Source organism: Corynebacterium sp. HMSC28B08 (assembly GCF_001806865.1).
Taxonomy (GTDB): domain Bacteria; phylum Actinomycetota; class Actinomycetes; order Mycobacteriales; family Mycobacteriaceae; genus Corynebacterium; species Corynebacterium auriscanis.
In genome coordinates this window covers 92,137-110,852 of the sequence record NZ_KV786169.1, presented here as the reverse complement: position 1 = coordinate 110,852, position 18,716 = coordinate 92,137, and the positions used below count along the sequence as shown (strand labels likewise).

Sequence of the window (18,716 nt, the reverse complement as noted above, 5' to 3'; positions counted from 1 at the left end):
ACGACCCCAGGGGTAGCCACGGTTTTGGGCCGCCGGGTGAGGGAGTCAAAAGGCTCGTGGGACCGTTAGGGGCGGGGCACGAGGAATTTGCCAGCGCCCTGGATGGCTTCAACTTCCATGGGAAGAGGAGCGAATCTGTCGCCGTCCGCATAACCGTTGATGTGTGGCATAGTGATGCGGGCCCGCTTGGTGCGGTACATGTCCAGGCCTTCCTCGTCGCGAATATCGCCGGTGAAAGTCTTGCGGAATTTCAGCGCGGCCTTGGTGCGCGACAGGCGCCCCATAACGGTGACATCCAACAGGCCATCATGGTGATTCGCATCGGGGCAGATATACATGCCACCACCGTAGGAGCGAGTCACACCCATCGCACATAAAGTGGCTTGGGTATCAATGACCTGCTGGGTATCTTCGCCTGCGTCCAACACTAGCGTGGTGGGGATAGAGTGGAAGTTCAAGAACTCCAGCACGATCGCCAAATTGTACCGACTGCGTCCCTTCGGCCACTTAATCTGGTTAGTCCGATCGGAAACGAGGGAATCGAACCCCGCGCAGGCGATAGTGCCAAACCAGTACGTGCTGTGGGGCTCGCCGAGTTTCTGCTGGGTAATATCCGTGCCCTGGGGGTATGCGCGCATTACACCCAAGTCCGCGGTGGTCCAGAAGCCGTGGGCGATGACTTCCGCAGCCTTGACCGGATCGGTGGGAATGCCGTATTCGCGGGCGTGGTCGTTGCCCGTGCCTGCGGGAATAATCCCCAACGGTTTGCCCGATTGGGCCTGTTCCTGCAGCGCCAGCGCGATTAACCCATCCCCGCCTGCCACCACGAGGGCATCGATGCGCTCATCGGCGATCATGGCGGCGGCGAGCTCGCGAGAAGCCTCGGGGCTAGATCCTTGAATGGAGACCACGTCCACGCCCAGTTGGTTGAGGCGCTGTTTGGCTTTCTCTGCGGCGTTACTGGCACTGCCCTTGCCGGCAGCGGGATTGGTCAGCAGCGCAACACGCTTGATCGTGGCGGTGCCAACCTCGAATGGTCCATCAGAGTGATGAATCAGGGACATGCGTTCCTCATTTCTTCGGGCCACGTGGTGGCGCGTGCTTGGTCGCCCATCGGGAGGACGATCTGTTTTCCGAGGCTCAAGGACTAAAGCTCGCGCTTCGCGTCCCGTGCCGCTTGTTCCGGAGTCAGCGCATAGGTTTTTCCAGGGTTCAAGATCCCTGCAGGATCCAGTTCGCGCTTCACCGCTTGTAGCGCCGCAATTCCCAGTTCGCCGATTTCCAGCCCCATCCACGGCAGGTGGTCAGTACCCACCGCGTGGTGGTGAGTCACGGTGGCGTTGTGGGTTGCCATTGCCTCCGACGCCGCCGTTTTCGCCTTCTTCCAGCGCCTCTCTGGGTTCTCGCCCGCATCTGCAACAACGGTGAAGTACAAGGAGCAGCCCTCGGCGTACACGTGCGAAACGTGGCACATAATCAGGGCAGGTGAACCATCCGCCACCAGCGCGCGGGACAACGCATTACCCACAGCCTTCTTCACGCGGGGCACGTTGGACCAGTCGGTCGCGGTTTCGAGGGTCTCGCACAGCGCACCGGCATCGATAAGGGAATCGCGCAACACGGGCGCACCAAAACGGCCCTGTTCCCACTTGCGCGCTGGCCCCTCGCCCAGGGAAACACCACCGTGGGCCAACATGATGGCGCGGGTTTCAGCATGGCGGGATTGCGCGTGCTGCGTAGTGCCCTCATAAACAGTCAACGCCAGGCACCCTGTGTGCTGGGATTCATCCTGCTCTCCAATGTTGTCGGTACTAGTGAGGTTCACGCTGGATTCGATTTCGTCCGACAAGCGCAAAACGGTTGGGCCCGCACCGGTTTGCTCCACATCACGCAGGGCATTCACACCGTCGATGAAGGTGGGGAAGCTGAAGGCCTCATACAGTTTCGTCTGAGGGATGGGATGCACCCGCACCCGCACCTTGGTGATGATGCCCAATGTGCCCTCGGATCCTAGGAACAATTGCTTCAGCGCAGGACCAGCCGCAGTAGCGGGGGATGCCTGCCCTACCTCGATGATGCCCTTTGGGGTGACCACGGTCATCGAACGCACCATATCGTCAAATCGGCCGTAACCCGCGGAGTTTTGCCCAGAGCTGCGGGTAGCAGCGAAACCACCGATGGTCGCATACGGGAAGGATTGCGGGAAGTGGCCCAGCTGTAATCCCTCTTCACTCAACAGCATTTCCGCGTGTGGGCCGGACAGACCTGCCCCCAAGGTCGCCAGCCCCGAAACTGGATCCACGTCTTCCAGCTGATCGAAGCGCGCCAAATCCAGACTGATGACCGCGCGGTGGCCGCCGTCCACTGGATTCAGGCCACCAACGACTGAGGTGCCGCCACCAAAGGGCACAACGGCGATCTTTTCTTGGGTGCAGAACTCGAGGATGCGGAGCACTTCCTCATCGGTGGCGGGGGCCACAACTAGGTCAGGTGCATCGACTTCGCCATCGATCCGCCAATCCAGCAGGTCAAGGTAGCTCTTGCCACGGGCACGGGGCATGCGCTGTTCGTCATCGGAAGAGACGAAGGCCTCACCGACAATTTCTGCCATTGCAGTGCAGTCCGCCTCGGTAGTGCGAGGGGCAGACAGGCGAATGTCAACAGCGGGGCGTCGAGGTAAAGAACCATCGACGCCCAACAACTTGCCGAGCATCTTTTTGATCGAAGCGTTGAGGGGCTTGGCTTCATCCTCCGTACCCCAGAGGTTGAACATCATCGGAGGTACCGGCAGCGAGCTGTGCGGTGCGCGGTTGACGGCGGGATTAGGGACCTGATCGGCCTTCTGGTTGTGACTCATGCTCGCCAGTTTACTGATTGGAGTACGTTAAAGATTATGAATCGCATTGCCAATGCCACATCTCTGGCAAACCAGACCACACGGGGCAACGGGAGCTCCCGCGACGTTTCTTTCGACTACGCCGGAGCAACCCTGTCACCACAGCGACACGCAGCGTTGATCGAGAAATTGAGCGCTGGGAAGACGGGCGAACCAGCCTCCTATGACCTCGTAGTAGTGGGGGCGGGTGTGACCGGCGCGGGCGTGGCACTCGATGCAGCCACGCGCGGTTTAAGCGTGCTGCTCGTGGACAAAGAAGACTTGGCATTCGGCACCTCGCGCTGGTCTTCGAAGCTGGCGCATGGCGGCTTGCGGTACCTGGCCAGCGGAAACGTTGGGATCGCGCGGCGCAGCGCCGCCGAGCGCGGCATCCTCATGGAGGTCACAGCCCCGCACCTCACTCGTGCCCTGGGGCAAGTAGTTCCCGTGATGTCGAAGTTCTCCGCATTGAATAATGTGCTGCCCCGCATGGGATTTATCGCTGGCGATGCGTTACGTATTGCTGCCGGCACGTCAGGCAAGACACTCCCCCGTTCCCGGACGATTTCGGCTCGGCGCGTTGCGGAGCTATGTCCCGCCGTCGATCGTCGCAATGTGAAGTTCGGCTACCTCAATTATGATGGTCAACTTATTGATGACGCCGCCTTGGTCACCGCGCTCGCGCGTACGGCTGGGGGTTTCGGGGCTGATGTGTTGACGCACTGCCGGGTGGAATCCGTGGATGATCTGCGCGGTAACGGCTCGGTTAATTCAGCTGGCGGGAATGCTGCCGTCCACCTCAACGTAGAGGGTGAAGTTCTTACTGTGAACGCCTCCGCGGTGGTGAACGCCACCGGTGTGTGGGCCGGGGATTTGGATGAGACGGTGAAGGTCACGCCGTCCCGCGGAACCCATTTAGTCGTTGCCGCTGAGAAGCTGGGGAACCCCGAAGGCGCGCTGACTGTGCCTGTACCCGGCGCGACCAATCGCTTCTGCTTTATCCTGCCCACCCAGCTGGGGCGCTGCTACATCGGCCTGACCGATGAGCAGGCCCAGCTGGAGGATGTCCCCACGGCACCTGAGGAAGATGTGCAGTGGATTCTGGACGTGGTGAACCAGGCGCTGCTGGTGGACCTGACCGCAGATGAAGTGATTGGCACGTTCGCGGGGCTGCGCCCGCTGGTGGAGATTGCGGAGCCGGGCAAGGTGGCGTCGAACCAAGAAAACACTGCGAACGGTGAACAGCACACGGCGGACCTGTCGCGCGAGCACGCGATCCTCATGCGTGGACCGATGGTGACTGTGACCGGTGGCAAGCTAACGGAGTATCGCCTGATGGCCGAGCAGACGGTGGATCGAGTGCTGGTGGAGGGGCTGATCACGAAGGCCAATATTGGTCCTTGCGTGACGAAGGAGACACCGCTGATTGGCGCACCTGCGCGGCCCGAACAGCCCGGAAAGCTCACGGTGACCGATGAATCGATGGGCGCGGCAGCTACCGCGGAAACGAACAGCGATACGGATCAGGGCAGCTCGATTGCGCGCCCCGATGAACCAGTGGTTCCGGGGCTGGCGGTCACACGTGGCCGTCTGAGTTTCGCAGTGACACATGAGGGCGCGCGGACGGTTTCCGATATCTTGGATCGCCGCACGCGGATCGGGTTGGTGCCGGCAGATCGCGCGGCGGCGGAACCGGTAGCGCGGGAGGCGCTTGCAGCAGCAGGATTGAAATAAACCCGCCACCGCATTACTGCTGGTGACGGGTTATTTTGGAGCCGCTCGCGAGATTCGAAAGACTCCACCCCGATCGCTGAACTGATGTTGGGATTGCTCGGCTTGGTGGCGGCATTTGAGCGTTCGATTATTAGGGAGCGTCAGGCAGAAGGAATTGCCCGGGCGAAAGAGCGCGGCGTGTATAAGGGACGCGCTCGCGCGCTGACTGACGAGCAAGTCGCGCAAGCGCACGAGTGGGTGGATGCTGGTGTGCCGAAGGCAGGGGTTGCGCGGCGTCTCGGGGCGGGAAGGACGACTCTCCATAAATATTTGAAAAACTATGAAAGCTAAAAATTTAATAAGTAAATGGGGGCAAAGGGGGGTAAAATAGAAAAAGAGAGTATATTTCTGCGATGTGCGATCTATGATGATATCAATCTAGGATTTCCGATTCACAGGTCTTGAGATTACTTGCAGAAAACTAGTTCGATGTTTCTGTCGCCCTAATTAATGAAAGAGAAAACACTGTGAAGAAAAAGATTACATCAGTGCTATTTGCAGTACTGGCAGTTCAAGCATTTGCTGCTCCGGCGAATGCTGAAGGAAGTTTCGAAACCAGTGTTACTGGGGTTCGTGATGGCTATCAAACGCGTGGGTGGCTTGACCGAAATATCGATGGATATAATACGGAGATCACAGCAGCGACCTGTTTGAATCAGCCACATGGATCCCCTGGAAAAGTTGAGATGACCCTACGTCGAAACCTTTCTGGAAGGCCGGATCCTGACTTGGGTTCGCGTGCACTCAATAGGTGCTATGGAGGCTGGGACCGTGGTGGGTGGGGACGTCAAGCCTCAGGCAACTACCATGCCGATATCCACACTTTCTCATGGAATTCGCTGACTATCCGATGGATGAAGTTTGTATGGTAGTGGCCATACAGGTCAAAGCTTTAAAAGTACAGCGCTCTAAACGGATAATACTGGATATCCCTAAGCTGATGATAGATGCTCGTCCCGTGCTTCTGTTAGGGGCTAATGGGGCAGGAAAGTCTACATTATTCTCTGTTCTTGCATCGGAGTCTTCTCAGCGAGATGGAGTCATCCGTCGAAAAGGGTCAATATCTGTAGTCGAGCAGTCCTTTAAGCCTATTATCGGCTTTACCTCTGCTGAATACTGTGCTTATGTCGCATGGTTGTTTGGGCAGGACAGCCAACTCGCAAAGAAGCAAAGTCTAGATTGGTTAGATTTTGTGGACCTATCAAGAGTGGCTGGCCAACGATGTGAAAGTCTTAGTGGTGGAGAGCGTTCTAGATTGGCAATCGCCACTGCGTTGAACTCTGGGGCTCAAACGCTTCTATTGGATGAGCCAAGCGCTGCGCTGGATCCCCTTAACAAGGAGCATATGACTGAGGTGTATCAACGCATCGTCGATAAGGGGCATAATCTGGTTGTCTCAACGCACGATGCAGGTGAGTTGCAGAAGCCTTTTGAGCGCGTCATTGTTCTCGATAAAGGGAAGCTATATTTTGACGGTTCGAGACAAGACTTCGTGCAACTAGCTTCAGAATCGGAAAATTCCCCAGCGCATATTCTCTCACGCTCTTTTGTACGGAGGGGACCCGACATTGGTGCCTAAATTTGGTGTCAAGCACTGGCTACATCGTCCTTCGGCGTGGATTTGCTTCATCGGGGTTGCGCTTAGCGCGGTTCCTATTTCAGAACTAGGCAAGACTTTTTACCATGAGTCGATCATTGCTCAGTCTACTCTGGTATTTTTCGTGCTTGCGCCTGCCGTGTCTGCGGCAATGGCATGGGAATCGTCACGGTTTCAAAGTATTGCGCAATTAGGGCGAAAATCTGTGGTTCGTGTTTACATTAACCGGATATTTGCCTGGTCGCTGATTTTCCCTGCGGGTTATCTTTTAGCAAATATCTCACAGAGCACTAATATTGACCTGTTTAGTTCTTTGTCTTCTTGGTTGGTGTTGGCCTACTCATTTATTGTCGGCATTTGCTGGACGCTTATTGGAAGTGCACTTGGGTTTTCATTCAAACCGCTGATATCGGTGTGTGTAGCTGCCGTATTTGCGTACGCTTGGTACGCAGTTGTCCCTAGTACCTCTCCGGGTCTCTTGAGGCATATGACTGGTGACTTTTTAGCGTGCTGTTCTTTAGATTCTACATTGGATCTGAAGGCAATTGGCACAGCCGCTGTGGCGATTGTGGGTATATCACTGATCATGGTTGGAGCTGCTGCACTGTTCAAGCATCGTAGTAAATTGTACATCTCAATTCTTGCCTTAGGCTTACTGTCTCTCACGGGGTCAATCGCTTTGAGTCAGCAGCTTACAGAGTTTGGCCTTGCTCAAAGAGATCCTTACCAGATTGTCTGTTCACCCAAGGTTTGTGTGTGGCCCGAAGTTCCCGTTGAGAATATTTCTCTTAATGTTCGTGCGCGAGATGCTTTTACTAAAATATCGCCTACTGAATGGAAGCGGTTTTCGGAAAATCCCGTTATGTGGGGGGAGTTTTCACAAGAACATCTGAGTCTAAGTAGTCAACCTACACTGGAAGGTGTGGTTGGTGAGTTTGTGGATCAAGCCGGATCGGCGGAATTGACTCGTTTGAACGCTAAAATATGTGGAGTGCCAGCAAGGGATATCGGAGCAGTGCTTAGCGGGCTTCCTTGGGATCCTAACCGACCAGTTACCCTAGAAGATGTCGTTCGGCGTATCGAGCAGTCTACATGCGGGGTCGGTAGCTAATCCATGAAACCATATGTTTCCTTGTACTGTCGTGGCCATAGGGTAACTCCTGCGTTGATAATCGTTTTTTGCATAGGTATTGTTCTTGTCGCTTGTGAGGGATGGTTATTAAATATCCCTTGGCTCAATGGTGCCGCTGGCGTAAATATTGGTACCTTGTGTTCTTTTTCTTATGCCACTTTACCGGCTCTTTTGTTTAGAAATCAGATTTCTAGGTTGGAGGCTCAAGTTTCACGAACCTGGCCATTCATCGATACGCTGGTTTTGGTTATATTGTGGTCTATCCCCTGGCTATTCTCTTTATCAGGGATCAGTAGCCTTAGGTTTGCTTACGTGTCTACCTTGCTCATGGGTATTTCTGTTTTCGCAGGAAGATTTATGAATGTAGATACGCTTGCTTTGGTGCTTGTATTGCAGCTTGTCTTACAAACGGCTCTTTGGCCATCCTTATCATCAACTCCTTGGCGGCATGTCATGTTTGCTCTCGATACGCCTTCGAGTTATATAGCGTTGCTATTAAGCGGGTTGTTATTTTTTGTAAGCGTTGTGTCTTTGCGAAAGTTTAAGCGCAGCACAAGTTAGTTGGTGAGATTGTCCTCATCTTTCTATATAGGACTGTGGCATGGATATATGATAGTTAGCTTGAATTGCTTGAAGGCGGGCCTAGAAGAATGATTATCGTGTCTGAATCGTATAGGAGTTCCGCGATGACGCAGGCTGTGTAGCCTGGTGGAGTGCTCCGGGTTTTTCGGACCATGTTGAGTGTCCAACACAAAGCCCCACAAGGGGTTGGAAAGATAGACACGTGAAGAAGTTTTCGAAAAATACACCCGAGCAGATCGTGGCCAAGCTTGAACACATCGCCACACTGCGCTGATGGTGGAGCCACCATCAGCCAAGCATGCCGTGAAGTCGGGATCAGTGAGGCCACATTCCACCGCTGACAGCGGGAATATGGGGCGCAAGGGTAAACGGCTAAAGACGACGATCAGTCCTGAGCAGCAGGTCAAAGCTGATCATTCTGGGCATGTGTGGGCGCTGGATTTCCAGTTTGATTCCGACTGGCGGGGTCGGGCAATCAAGATCTGCAACATTGTTGATGAGTTCACTCGTGAGCATGTCAGGTTTACTCTGGGGGGTACGGTGACTGCCAACGATGTCATTGAGTTGGTTGATGTTGCTGTGGCGGAGCGGGGCTGTCCTGACGTGTTGCGGATGGATAATGGGCCGGAGTTCATTTCTCGTGCCTTAGCCAGGTGGTCTGGTGAGGTCGGTGCTGTGAGGGCGTTTATTCCGCCTGGTCAGCCGTGGTGTAACGGGTTTGTGGAGTCGTTTGACAATCGGATGCGTGATGAGTTGTTGGAAGAGAATCTTTTTGATGGGGTTGATGATGCCCGCTTAGCGGCGGAGTCGTGGTCGTATAGGAACAGAAGTTTTTATCCGCATTCCTCGTTGGGGTATCGCAGTCCGGCGCAGTTTGCGGCTAGTCAGAAGTTCGTTATTGACGCTTAAGTCAGACGATCCTAATAACTAGACCACTCCAACCCCAGTCCGCGGCCCCGGTGATGGTTGACAGATAAGTCGCGACATAGTTGACACATTCAGCCAGCAATAATTGGCCATGAGCTACGACAACCCCAACCTCGCGATCGTTAAAGCCGTCACCGACCAACATATGAGCGTGAGCCAAGCAGCCCGCCACTTCAAACGCTCCCGGCAATGGATCTATACCCTCATTAAGCGCTACCACGCCGGCGGACCTGATGCGGTACTGCCACAATCCACCGCGCCACGATCCACACCCAACAAAACCACCGACGCGACCATCAAAAACATCATCGCAATCCGCCCAGAACTCACCGCCAAAGGCGCAGACAACGGCCCCGAAACAATCGCCTCGGTCCTAACCCAACGCGGAATCCATGCCCCTGCCGAATCCACCATCCGTCGCATCCTGACTCAACAAGGGATGGTGACCCCGCAGCCAACCAAACGACCTAAAACATCCCTACGACGCTTCGAAGCGACCCTGCCCAACGAATGCTGGCAGGCCGATGTCACCTACATCCGACTCCGCAACGGCAAAGCCATCGATGTCCTTGACTTCCTCGACGATCACTCCCGCTACCTGCTCTATCTCGTTGCTCACCCCAGGGTGTACGGCCCCACCGTCACCACCGCCATGCACACCATCACCGACACCTACGGCCTACCCCAATCCACTCTCACCGACAACGGCCTCATATTCACGGCTCGACTAGCTGGCGCCAAGGGAGGAAAAACCGCCTTCGAAAATTTCCTTGAACACCACAGCATCAAACAGAAAGACGGCCGGGTCGCTCACCCACAAACCCAAAGGAAGATAGAACGATTCCACCAAACCTGGAAAAAATGGATCCGCGCACAAACCCCTGCAGAAGCCATTCCTGAACTGCAACAACAACTAGACACATTCCGTCACTGGTACAACACCGAACGCCGACACCGGCGAAATCATCGTCGAACACAGCATCGACACCGGCCGTCGCTACCAACCCAACCTGGTCAAGAACACCCGCCCCACTCAAACACAAACGCCGCAGAGCTAGAACAGTGTTCTAACCCTGCGACGCAAAATAACCATGTCGCGACTTACGATGTCAACTATGTCCCGACTGATCACATGGAGCCGCTTGCGAGAATCGAACTCGCGACCTTTTCATTACGAGTGAAACGCTCTGCCGACTGAGCTAAAGCGGCGCATACAAGCAGTTCTAATGGCGGACGGCTGAGCACTGAGGGCGCTCGCGATCCTGATAGAACTTCAGGTACGAAGCGTAATCCTAGCGGATGTGGTTCATACGAACAAAACCGATGGTGGCTTTCCCCCACTCCTGCACATTCGACCTCCTCGAGCGCTCACCGCACGGCCGTGATCGCGGCATCACAGTGCCCCCTCCCCCAGATTGACTCAGCCAAGCCACCCCACGCAGCTGCCCAGCCAAGCAACTCTGGACGGCTGCTCAGCCAAACCACCCCGCACAGCTATTCCGCTAGACGACCCCACAGCACTGCTGCAAGCGCCCCGCGAGTGCCATCAAAGCCAGCTCCGGCTTCACATTCGATAGCAATCGCTGCCGGCACTCCGTCACAGCATCAATGCATCTCACCAACGCGGCCGCAGAGTTCCGACGCGCTAATTCGCGCGCCGTGGCCGCCATGTCCGGGTGTTGGAACCCACCCACAGGTTCATCGCCAGCCACCGCATCCGTGGCCAGCATCATCGCATCGCGGTACAAACCCGCGATGTCGATGAGCGCCAGATCCAAGCTTTCACCCGATTGACGGGTGCGGCGCATTTTCTGCTTGCGCTCCAGCTCCGCGACCGCACCCGCAGACCCTCTCTGTGCTTTCGCGGCCCCTTTTCCTTTGGCCCCCACCCCATATGCATCCTCGAGGTCCTCACGCTCGCGCTGGTCGCGGTCTGCCATGAGGCTCTCAGCCTCCTCCTGAGCTTTCGCCACCAGCTCTCCTACATAGCGATATAGTTTCGCGGGCTCATAAACCAACTGGGGCACTTTCAGCGCCGCCGCGCGCTTCGCCCGGGCTTTCTCATCCCTTGCTAGATGACGGGCCCTGCCGATATGCCCACCGGAAACACCCGCGGCCCACCGAGCTTGTTTTAGAGTGAGGTCCAAGGTGGCGTCGGATAAAAGAACCCCCTCCACAGCCTCCGGCGACGGCGTAGGGATGTAGACGTGGCGGCAGCGCGACCGCAAGGTAATAGAGATATCCGTTGGGTCAGTAGAGGGCGCGCACAGGACAAAGAACGTGCTTGCCGGGGGTTCCTCGACAGACTTCAACAGTGAATTGGAACCCGCGGCGTTGAGCCGATCAGCGTGCTCCACCACAATCACACGGCGACGACCCACCGTGGGGAGCTTCGCAGCATCCGAAATGACCTCACGAACCTTATCGGCGTGGATCCACACCCCGTCCGTACTCACCCAAATCACATCCGGATGGGTGCCCGCATTCACCATCCGGCACTGCTCGCACTGCCCACACCCATTGTTCGGGCACACCAAGGCGGCCGCGAATGCCTTCGCCGCAATGGACCGGCCCGAACCCGGCGGTCCGGTAAACAACCACGAATGAGTCAACGCCTGCGGATCCACCACAGCCTGATGCAGCTGTTCACGCACGTCCGGGGCGGTGATGGTGGCGAAGACACCGTCGTTGCTCGTCATGACTACCCAGTGTAGTCACGGGTTCCGACACCGCCGCAGACAACGGACGCTGGCGCAATTACCGTGCTCCGGCACGCCCCCTGCCACCGACGTTCCACGAATCACTTCCCACCCCTTCGCACAACCTTTGGTGCAGGCTGGTGCACAACCATTACTCTGTTAAGCATGAAACAATTCATTCGCTACCTGTCCTGGGCCTGGGGAACCTCCTGGCCCTTGTACGCAGCGATGATTTTGTTTACTAACGTCATCGGCGCATTGGGTGTGGCCACGTTCCTCCGCTTCCTGATTCCGCTGCCCGCGGCCCGGAACCTGATGAAGTTGGACCCCACGACCGCCACCTTGTATGCGCTGTACTTTGCACTGGCGGTTGTTGCGGGCGTGATCACAACCCTTGTGTTCTTCGCGCCTGTTTTACGGTGGCAGCGCAATCCCACGGCCTACGACCCGAACATGATGCGTAATCTTGTCCTGCGCATCCCTTTCCTGCAAACGATCACCGGTGCTGTGTTGTGGTTCATCGGAGTAATCCTGTTCACCGTGGTGGCCGCGAGGTATTCGCCCGAGTGGGCAATCACAGTGGCCGTGACCTCAACATTCGGCGGATTCATGGTCGGCCTGGTCACCTACATGGTCGCCGAGCGCCTGGTCCGGCCCATTGCTGCGCGCGCTCTCCAGCGCGGCACATTGGAGCAATCCCGCCCCGCCCCGCTGTCACGGCGCCTCATGATGACGTGGCTGATGACCTCCGCCGTTCCCGTCGTGGGCATGATGCTGCTGATCTTCGGGCAAGCCCGCGGTTTCTTCCCCGTCGATGGCGATGAACTGCTGCCAGCCCTGTTGGCACTTGGTATCACCACTTTGCTCAGCGGCTTTTCGGGCACGTTCCTGTTTGCGATGGCTGTGGCAGACCCCATCCGCGAGTTGCAGTATGCCATTAACCGCGTGCGCCGCGGGTCCGTGGATACCACCGTCCGCATCTACGATTCTTCAGAAATCGGCGTGCTCCAGGCCGGTTTCAACGAGATGATGCGCGGTCTGCGCGAACGCCAGCGCGTCAGCGACCTGTTCGGCCGTTACGTGGGCACGGAGGTCGCCCGGCGCGCCCTCGAGGAGAAACCCGAACTGGGCGGAGAGGCCCGGCAGGTAGCCGTCCTTTTCGTCGATGTCATCGGCTCCACTGGCTTTGCCGCGCAGCGCTCCCCAGAACACGTCGTGAAGGCCCTCAACGGCTTCTTCGATCGTGTGGTTGATGTCATCCACTCGAACAAGGGCATCATCAACAAGTTCGAAGGCGATGCGGCTCTGGCCGTATTCGGCGCTCCTTTCCCCCTGGAGGACTCGGCGGGCCATGCCCTCGCCGCGGCTCGCGAACTACAACAGCAACTTCGCGGATTGGAATTCGAAGCGGGCATTGGCGTGGCTGCCGGGTCTGTCGTTGCAGGTCACATCGGCGCTCGTGACCGCTTTGAGTACACCGTTATTGGCGACGCCGTGAATCAAGCCGCTCGAATTACTGACCTGGCTAAGGAAACCCCCGGCCGCGTGCTCACCAGTGCTGCCACCCTGCGCACCGCTAATGAGGCCGAGCAGCGCCGATGGACGCTCATGAAGTCCGTAGAGCTACGCGGGCGCCGAGAGATGACACAGCTGGCCCGCCCGCTACGCGAAACGATGGCTGAGGGTACCTAGCTTTCCCTGCAGGTGCCTTTTGTGTGCGGTGCCTAGCCGTTCACATAGCATCGCTATTCACGGCAATTAACCCTTCACTGCTGAGATGGGCAGCCCGTGCTTCCGCGCCCAAGCTTCCCACCACTGCGCGGGCTTGGTGGCGAACAAATCCGCTAGGGTCTGCGCCGAGACATCCCTCAGCTCACTCGCTAGCTCATCCGCCGCGACCGCCTGCATGAACCCATTCACAAAGTGCGGTTCCAACAGCGCCACGGCCACCCATCCCTCCGCCGCCGGGTACAGCGAATACTGTGGCAACGAGCCACCCAGCAACCCGTCCGTCATCAACCCGAAGCGGGCGGGTTCACCGAAGACTTCCGCCATCCCGGCCAGGGCCACCTCCCGGTACGTGCCCTCACCGGTGATGTGGGTTTCGTATAGTGCGGCCATTGCCTCGACCACCGCGCGTTCCGACCCAGCCATATCCGCCACGGGAATCCGCGGCATGATTGGGTTCCCTTCTACGTCCCGGCTCAAGGTCCCCGCATCCGCTTGATACGTCAGGTCGTGCCCGGCCACATCGGCATCCTCCCCGGCATGCCCCACGATCGCCACCTGGCTCAGCCGGGGGAAGCGTGCATGCAGGTCTTCCCACCCCAAGCCCATGCGTTCCAGGGCCGCAGGACGCTGGGAAGTCAGCAAGATGTCGGCATCCACCAGTAGCTCCTGCAGTGCCGTCATCCCCTTCGAATCCTTCAAATTCAGGGCAACTACGGACTGCGTTTGCGTCATTTCCTCGTAATACTGCGGACAGTACTGCGCCATCGGATCCCCGGACGGCGCCTCCACCTTGGTCACATCACCGCCGAGTTCAGCCAGGCGTCGAGCAGCTAAAGGCCCTGGCAGGTTCGGCGCCAAGCTCACGACTGTAAACGCCAAACCCTCCCCCGCCCGCGGTGCTGCCGTGCCTGCTGCAGTCGTACCGGCAGTCTGTTCTTCTCGCTGTGTAGTCATATTCTTTTCTTCCCGACGCCTACAGGTCCCTGGAGATGAGTTCCTTCATAATCTCGTTGGTGCCGCCGTAGATTTTCTGCACGCGAGCATCGGCGTACGCCCGGGCAATGGGATACTCAAGCATGTAACCGTAGCCACCGAAGAGCTGCAAGCAACGGTCAATGATCTCCACCTGCTTGTCGGTGGCCAAGCACTTCACGGCCGATGCGGTGGCGGGATCCAGCTTGCCAGCCACATGCTGCTGAATACAGTGATCCACGAAGGTTCGCACTGCCAGGGCTTCCGTAGCGCATTCCGCCAGCTCAAAACGGGTGTTCTGGAAGGAAAACACGGGCTTCCCAAAAGCATCGCGCTGCTTGGTGTATTCAATCGTTTGCTGAATAGCGGCCTCCGCAGCCGCGATTGCCCCGATTGCGATGGAAAGCCGCTCTTGCGGAAGCTGCTGCATGAGGTAGATGAAGCCCTGCCCCTCTTCGCCCAGCAGGTTACCGGCGGGAACTCGCATATCTTGGAAGAAAAGTTCACGCGTATCTTGGCCCTTCATACCAATCTTGTTGAGCACGCGACCCCGGCTGAAACCTTCCAAGTCCTTGGTCTCAATTGCGATGAGGGAGATCCCGGCATGCCCGGCCCCTCCCGTACGGCATACAACGATAATGAGATCCGCGTGCGATCCATTCGTGATGAAGGTTTTTGAACCGTTGATGACGTAGTCATCCCCATCGCGTTTCGCAGTCGTTTTGATCGCTTGCAGATCAGAGCCCGTACCGGGTTCCGTCATAGCAATAGCGCCCACGTACTCGCCCGAAGCTAGCTTGGGCAACCAACGCTTCTTTTGCTCTTCCGTGGCGTAATTCGTGAAGTACGGAGCCACGATGCCCGAATGCACAAAGTTTCCGAACGAGGAATCGCCCACGTACGCCTGCTCGTACTGCACAACGGCTTCGTGGGCGAAGCTACCCCCACCGCCACCGAATTCCTCCGGCACGGACAAACACAACAGGCCGGCGCTTCCTGCTTTGGTCCACAAATCCCGATCAACTTGTTGGTTGCGGGCCCATTTTTCGAAGTGCGGCACGGATTCCCGGTTAAAGAATTCCCGCGTAAGTACTGCAAGACTTTCCAGTTCGTCCGTCATCCAGGGCGAGCGGTAGTCAGTGATAAAAGACATTGGGCAACACCTCATGAAGCTGCAAACGTTATTTTGCAGGCAACACTAGTTCCCGTCCGCGACACCCGCAGCCGGTTTCAGTAAATTGCCCCGGCACACGACGGCGCGTCAGTACCCCACTACTGCTACACCCATTCGTGCCGCAATCAGCCACACTGCGCGAATCCATGCGGGAGACCGCACCATCCCGCTTCCGAAGCGCCCCGTGCCACGTCGGGAGCCGACTGCCTAGCGAGAGCGCTTAACGGTCCGTTTCGTCAATGTTGGGGGCGCTTTCTTCGTGGCTTTCTTTCCTGTTGACTTCGTTACAGCCTTTTTAGCGACCTTCTTCGTCCCGGTTTTCGCCGTCTTCTTCGTGGTCTTCTTCGCAGACTTACGCGCGGACTTCGCCGGGGCCGTGCCTTCCGCATCCATCTTCGCGCGACGCTCGCTGAGCAGCTCATTCGCGCGCGCGTCCGTCATCGTCTCCGGCGTATCGCCCTTACGCAGGGAAGCATTGGTCGTGCCGTCCGTAACATAAGCACCGAATCGGCCTTCCTTCACGCTCATCGGCTTGCCCGAGACGTCGTTGTCGCCGAGCTGCTTCAGCGGAGGCTTGGCTGCTGCCCGTCCACGTCGCTTTGGCTCGGCATAGATACGACGAGCTTCATCCAACGTGACGGTGAAGATCTGCTCTTCCTTGTCTAGGGAACGCGAGTCGCTACCCTTTTTCAGGTACGGGCCGAACCGCCCGTTTTGCGCGGTGATCAGTTCCCCATCCGAGGGGTCCACGCCGACTTCGCGTGGCAAACTCATCAGCTTCAATGCTTCATCCAGCGTGACGGTTGCCGGTTCCATATCGGAGAACAGCGAAGCGGTCTTGGGCTTCAGTGATGCCTCCACCAGCTCCTTAACACGCTTAGCTTTCTGGTTTTGAGCGGTCTTCGTCTCACGGGAGAGCGGCCTTTTACCCTCGGCCTCGCGCTCGCGGTCTTGCTCATCCCGCTCGGCTTCCCACTGCGCTTCGGCCTTCGTCACAGCCTGGGCTTCCTCGTCTTCCCCCAGCAGCTCGGTGACATAAGGACCGTAGCGCCCCTCGCGCGCCACGATCGTACGCCCGGATTCAGGGTTAACGCCCAACTCACGGCCGCCTTGCGGGGTGGCGAACAGCTTCTCCGCAACCCCCAATGTCAACCCGTCGGGAGTCATAGATTCCGGTAAGTTAGCCCGCTGAACTTCCGGCTCCGTGCCTTCCGGCGCGCCCGCGGGAACTGGCTTCACGCGCTCCAGGTAGGGGCCATAACGGCCCACGCGAACCACAATCGGGTTCCCCTCGGCGTCGTCGAAAAGGTGCAGTGAGTTCACGCGACGAGCATCAATCTGCTCCAAGTTATCACCCACGATATGCTGCAAACCGCCCTGGCGCGGGATGGCAGATGAGGGCGAATCCTTATCGCGTGATTCGTCGCCGAAGTAGAACCCTCGCAACCAACTTGCGCGATCCGTGCGGCCTTCGGCGATGGCATCCAACTCGTCTTCCATCGCCGAGGTGAAGTCGTAATCCACCAGGGACCCAAAATTCTGCTCCAGAAGGCCCACCACGGCGAATGCCACCCACGACGGAACCAGCGCATTGCCACGTGGCAGCACATAACCACGATCTTGGATGGTGCGGATGATGGAGGCATACGTCGAAGGACGGCCGATACCCAGCTCTTCCATCCTTTTCACCAACGACGCCTCGTTGTACCGCGCCGGAGGGTTAGTGGTGTGACCCTCGGCGGAAACCTCACGAGCTTTCAGAGCATCACCCTGCGACATGACAGGCAGGCGCTTTTCGGCATTATCGGCCACGTCCTTGCCATCACCCGTGGAGCTGAACTCCACATATGCCTTCAAGAATCCAGGAAAGGTCAACGTACGACCCGTCGCCGTGAATTCCACATCTTGCGTATCCACGCCGGGGATGTCTGTGGCCTTGGACGACGAACCTGCTACCGTCACCTTCATCGACATGCCCTTGGCGTCGGCCATCTGCGAAGCCACAGTGCGCTGCCAAATCAGCTCGTACAGCTTGTATTCCTCGGCATCGAGTTGCCCCGACAGCTGCCCCGGGGTGGCGAAAGTCTCACCGGCCGGACGAATCGCCTCGTGGGCTTCCTGGGAGTTCTTGACCTTGCGGTTGTATTGACGTGGTGCATCTGCGACGAACTTCGCGCCGTACAACTCCTTAGCCTGGGCGCGAGCGGCTTGCATACCGGACTGACTCAACGTGGTGGAGTCCGTACGCATATAGGTAATGTGTCCGTTTTCGTACAGACGTTGCGCAATTCGCATGGTGCGCTCCGAAGTGAAGCGCAGCTTACGCGCGGCCTCCTGTTGCAGGGTCGAGGTCATAAACGGTGGGTACGGGCGGCGGGTGTAGGGCTTTTCCTCTACCCCGCGCACCTGCAGATCAGAACCAGTGAGGTCCTCGGCCAGCGCCGTGGCGGAACCACCATCCAGGATGACCGCATCAGACTTCAACGTGCCGTCGTCTGCGAAATCGCGACCTTGGGCGACGCGCTTTCCACCAACGGTAGCCAAGCGGGCTTCGAAATGATCGGGTTCACCGTCCAGCCCGCCGGCCTGCAGGATCAATTGAGCTGCAAGATCCCAATACTCAGCGGAGACAAATGCCATGCGCTCGCGCTCGCGCTCGACAATGACCCGGGTAGCCACCGACTGCACACGACCTGCGGATAGGCGTGGCATAACCTTTTTCCACAGCACCGGGGAAACCTCGTAGCCGTACAAACGATCCAGCACGCGACGGGCTTCCTGAGCTTCAACCAGATCCTGATCCAACTCGCGGGTATCTTGCGCCGCAGCCAAAATGGCCGGCTTCGTGATCTCGTGAAACACCATGCGGCGTACCGGAACCTTAGGCTTTAGTACCTCCAGCAGGTGCCAGGCAATGGCCTCGCCCTCACGGTCGGGGTCGGTAGCCAAGTACAGTTCGTCAACCTGCTTCAGCTTGCTCTTGAGGTCGGAAACCTTCTTCTTCTTATCGGCGCTGACAACGTAGAGAGGTTCGAAATCGTTGTTGACATTGACGCCCAGGCGCGCCCACGGCTCTTTCTTATACTTGGCCGGGACATCGGCGGCACCCCGGGGAAGATCGCGGATGTGTCCAACAGAAGCTTCGACGATGTAATTGGGGCCCAGATAGGGAGCGATCTTGCGAGCCTTCGTCGCAGACTCCACAATCACCAGACGCTTGAGATCGTCCTTAGCCATTAGTGTTGCTCACACTT

13 protein-coding genes, 1 tRNA gene and 1 pseudogene are annotated in these 18,716 nt (G+C 57.6%); 8 read left to right on the top strand and 7 right to left on the bottom strand.

The features are described from left to right. Positions 1–65: 65 nt before the first annotated feature. Positions 66–1,064 (bottom strand): diacylglycerol kinase, encoded by a 999-nt coding sequence (locus HMPREF3098_RS07270; protein ID WP_070434580.1) that lies wholly within the window; start codon positions 1,062–1,064, stop codon positions 66–68. An 83-nt stretch (positions 1,065–1,147) separates the two neighbouring features. Beyond that, positions 1,148–2,857 carry an FAD-binding oxidoreductase gene (locus HMPREF3098_RS07265; RefSeq protein WP_371440966.1) on the bottom strand — a complete coding sequence of 570 codons (1,710 nt, stop codon included), beginning with the start codon at positions 2,855–2,857 and terminating at the stop codon, positions 1,148–1,150. A gap of 36 nt (positions 2,858–2,893) precedes the next feature. On the opposite strand from HMPREF3098_RS07265, the gene HMPREF3098_RS07260 reads away from it, so the two are divergent. The 7 genes and pseudogenes from HMPREF3098_RS07260 to HMPREF3098_RS12085 all read left to right on the top strand — a co-directional run. Further along, positions 2,894–4,609, top strand: a complete 1,716-nt coding sequence (locus HMPREF3098_RS07260; protein ID WP_070434578.1) for a glycerol-3-phosphate dehydrogenase/oxidase — start codon at positions 2,894–2,896, stop codon at positions 4,607–4,609. 12 nt (positions 4,610–4,621) lie between these two features. After that, positions 4,622–4,939 carry a recombinase family protein gene (locus HMPREF3098_RS07255; protein ID WP_256364849.1) on the top strand — a complete coding sequence of 106 codons (318 nt, stop codon included), beginning with the start codon at positions 4,622–4,624 and terminating at the stop codon, positions 4,937–4,939. A 538-nt stretch (positions 4,940–5,477) separates the two neighbouring features. After that, positions 5,478–6,227 (top strand): ATP-binding cassette domain-containing protein, encoded by a 750-nt coding sequence (locus tag HMPREF3098_RS07250; protein ID WP_246815881.1) that lies wholly within the window; start codon positions 5,478–5,480, stop codon positions 6,225–6,227. Then, positions 6,220–7,356 (top strand): hypothetical protein, encoded by a 1,137-nt coding sequence (locus HMPREF3098_RS11350; RefSeq protein ID WP_141739706.1) that lies wholly within the window; start codon positions 6,220–6,222, stop codon positions 7,354–7,356. The genes HMPREF3098_RS07250 and HMPREF3098_RS11350 overlap by 8 nt, the downstream gene beginning before the upstream one ends. Before the next feature lie 54 nt (positions 7,357–7,410). Further along, positions 7,411–7,938, top strand: coding sequence for a hypothetical protein (locus HMPREF3098_RS11345; protein WP_141739705.1), 528 nt, complete (start codon positions 7,411–7,413; stop codon positions 7,936–7,938). A gap of 294 nt (positions 7,939–8,232) precedes the next feature. Further along, entirely contained in the window at positions 8,233–8,868 is a 636-nt protein-coding gene (locus HMPREF3098_RS07245; protein ID WP_141739704.1) for an integrase core domain-containing protein, read from the top strand. Positions 8,869–8,977: 109 nt separating this feature from the next. Further along, positions 8,978–9,787: pseudogene (locus HMPREF3098_RS12085) on the top strand (DDE-type integrase/transposase/recombinase); the annotation flags it as partial. Between the two features lie 232 nt (positions 9,788–10,019). Here the strand turns inward: HMPREF3098_RS12085 and HMPREF3098_RS07235 are convergent. Beyond that, a tRNA-Thr gene (locus HMPREF3098_RS07235) sits at positions 10,020–10,095 on the bottom strand. A 293-nt stretch (positions 10,096–10,388) separates the two neighbouring features. Then, positions 10,389–11,585, bottom strand: coding sequence for a DNA polymerase III subunit delta' (locus HMPREF3098_RS07230; RefSeq protein ID WP_070434576.1), 1,197 nt, complete (start codon positions 11,583–11,585; stop codon positions 10,389–10,391). Positions 11,586–11,750: 165 nt separating this feature from the next. On the opposite strand from HMPREF3098_RS07230, the gene HMPREF3098_RS07225 reads away from it, so the two are divergent. Continuing rightward, entirely contained in the window at positions 11,751–13,277 is a 1,527-nt protein-coding gene (locus tag HMPREF3098_RS07225; protein WP_035113524.1) for an adenylate/guanylate cyclase domain-containing protein, read from the top strand. Between the two features lie 66 nt (positions 13,278–13,343). On the opposite strand, the gene HMPREF3098_RS07220 is transcribed toward HMPREF3098_RS07225, so the two are convergent. The 3 genes from HMPREF3098_RS07220 to topA form a co-directional block, all read right to left on the bottom strand. Continuing rightward, on the bottom strand, positions 13,344–14,270 hold the full coding sequence (locus HMPREF3098_RS07220; RefSeq protein WP_083284298.1) for a CoA transferase: 927 nt from the start codon (positions 14,268–14,270) through the stop codon (positions 13,344–13,346). A gap of 19 nt (positions 14,271–14,289) precedes the next feature. Beyond that, the gene (locus HMPREF3098_RS07215) at positions 14,290–15,441 is read right to left on the bottom strand and encodes an acyl-CoA dehydrogenase family protein (RefSeq protein ID WP_070434575.1); all 1,152 of its coding nucleotides are present in this window, start codon (positions 15,439–15,441) and stop codon (positions 14,290–14,292) included. Positions 15,442–15,669: 228 nt separating this feature from the next. Then, the gene (topA, locus tag HMPREF3098_RS07210) at positions 15,670–18,699 is read right to left on the bottom strand and encodes a type I DNA topoisomerase (RefSeq protein ID WP_070434574.1); all 3,030 of its coding nucleotides are present in this window, start codon (positions 18,697–18,699) and stop codon (positions 15,670–15,672) included. Positions 18,700–18,716 lie beyond the last annotated feature (17 nt).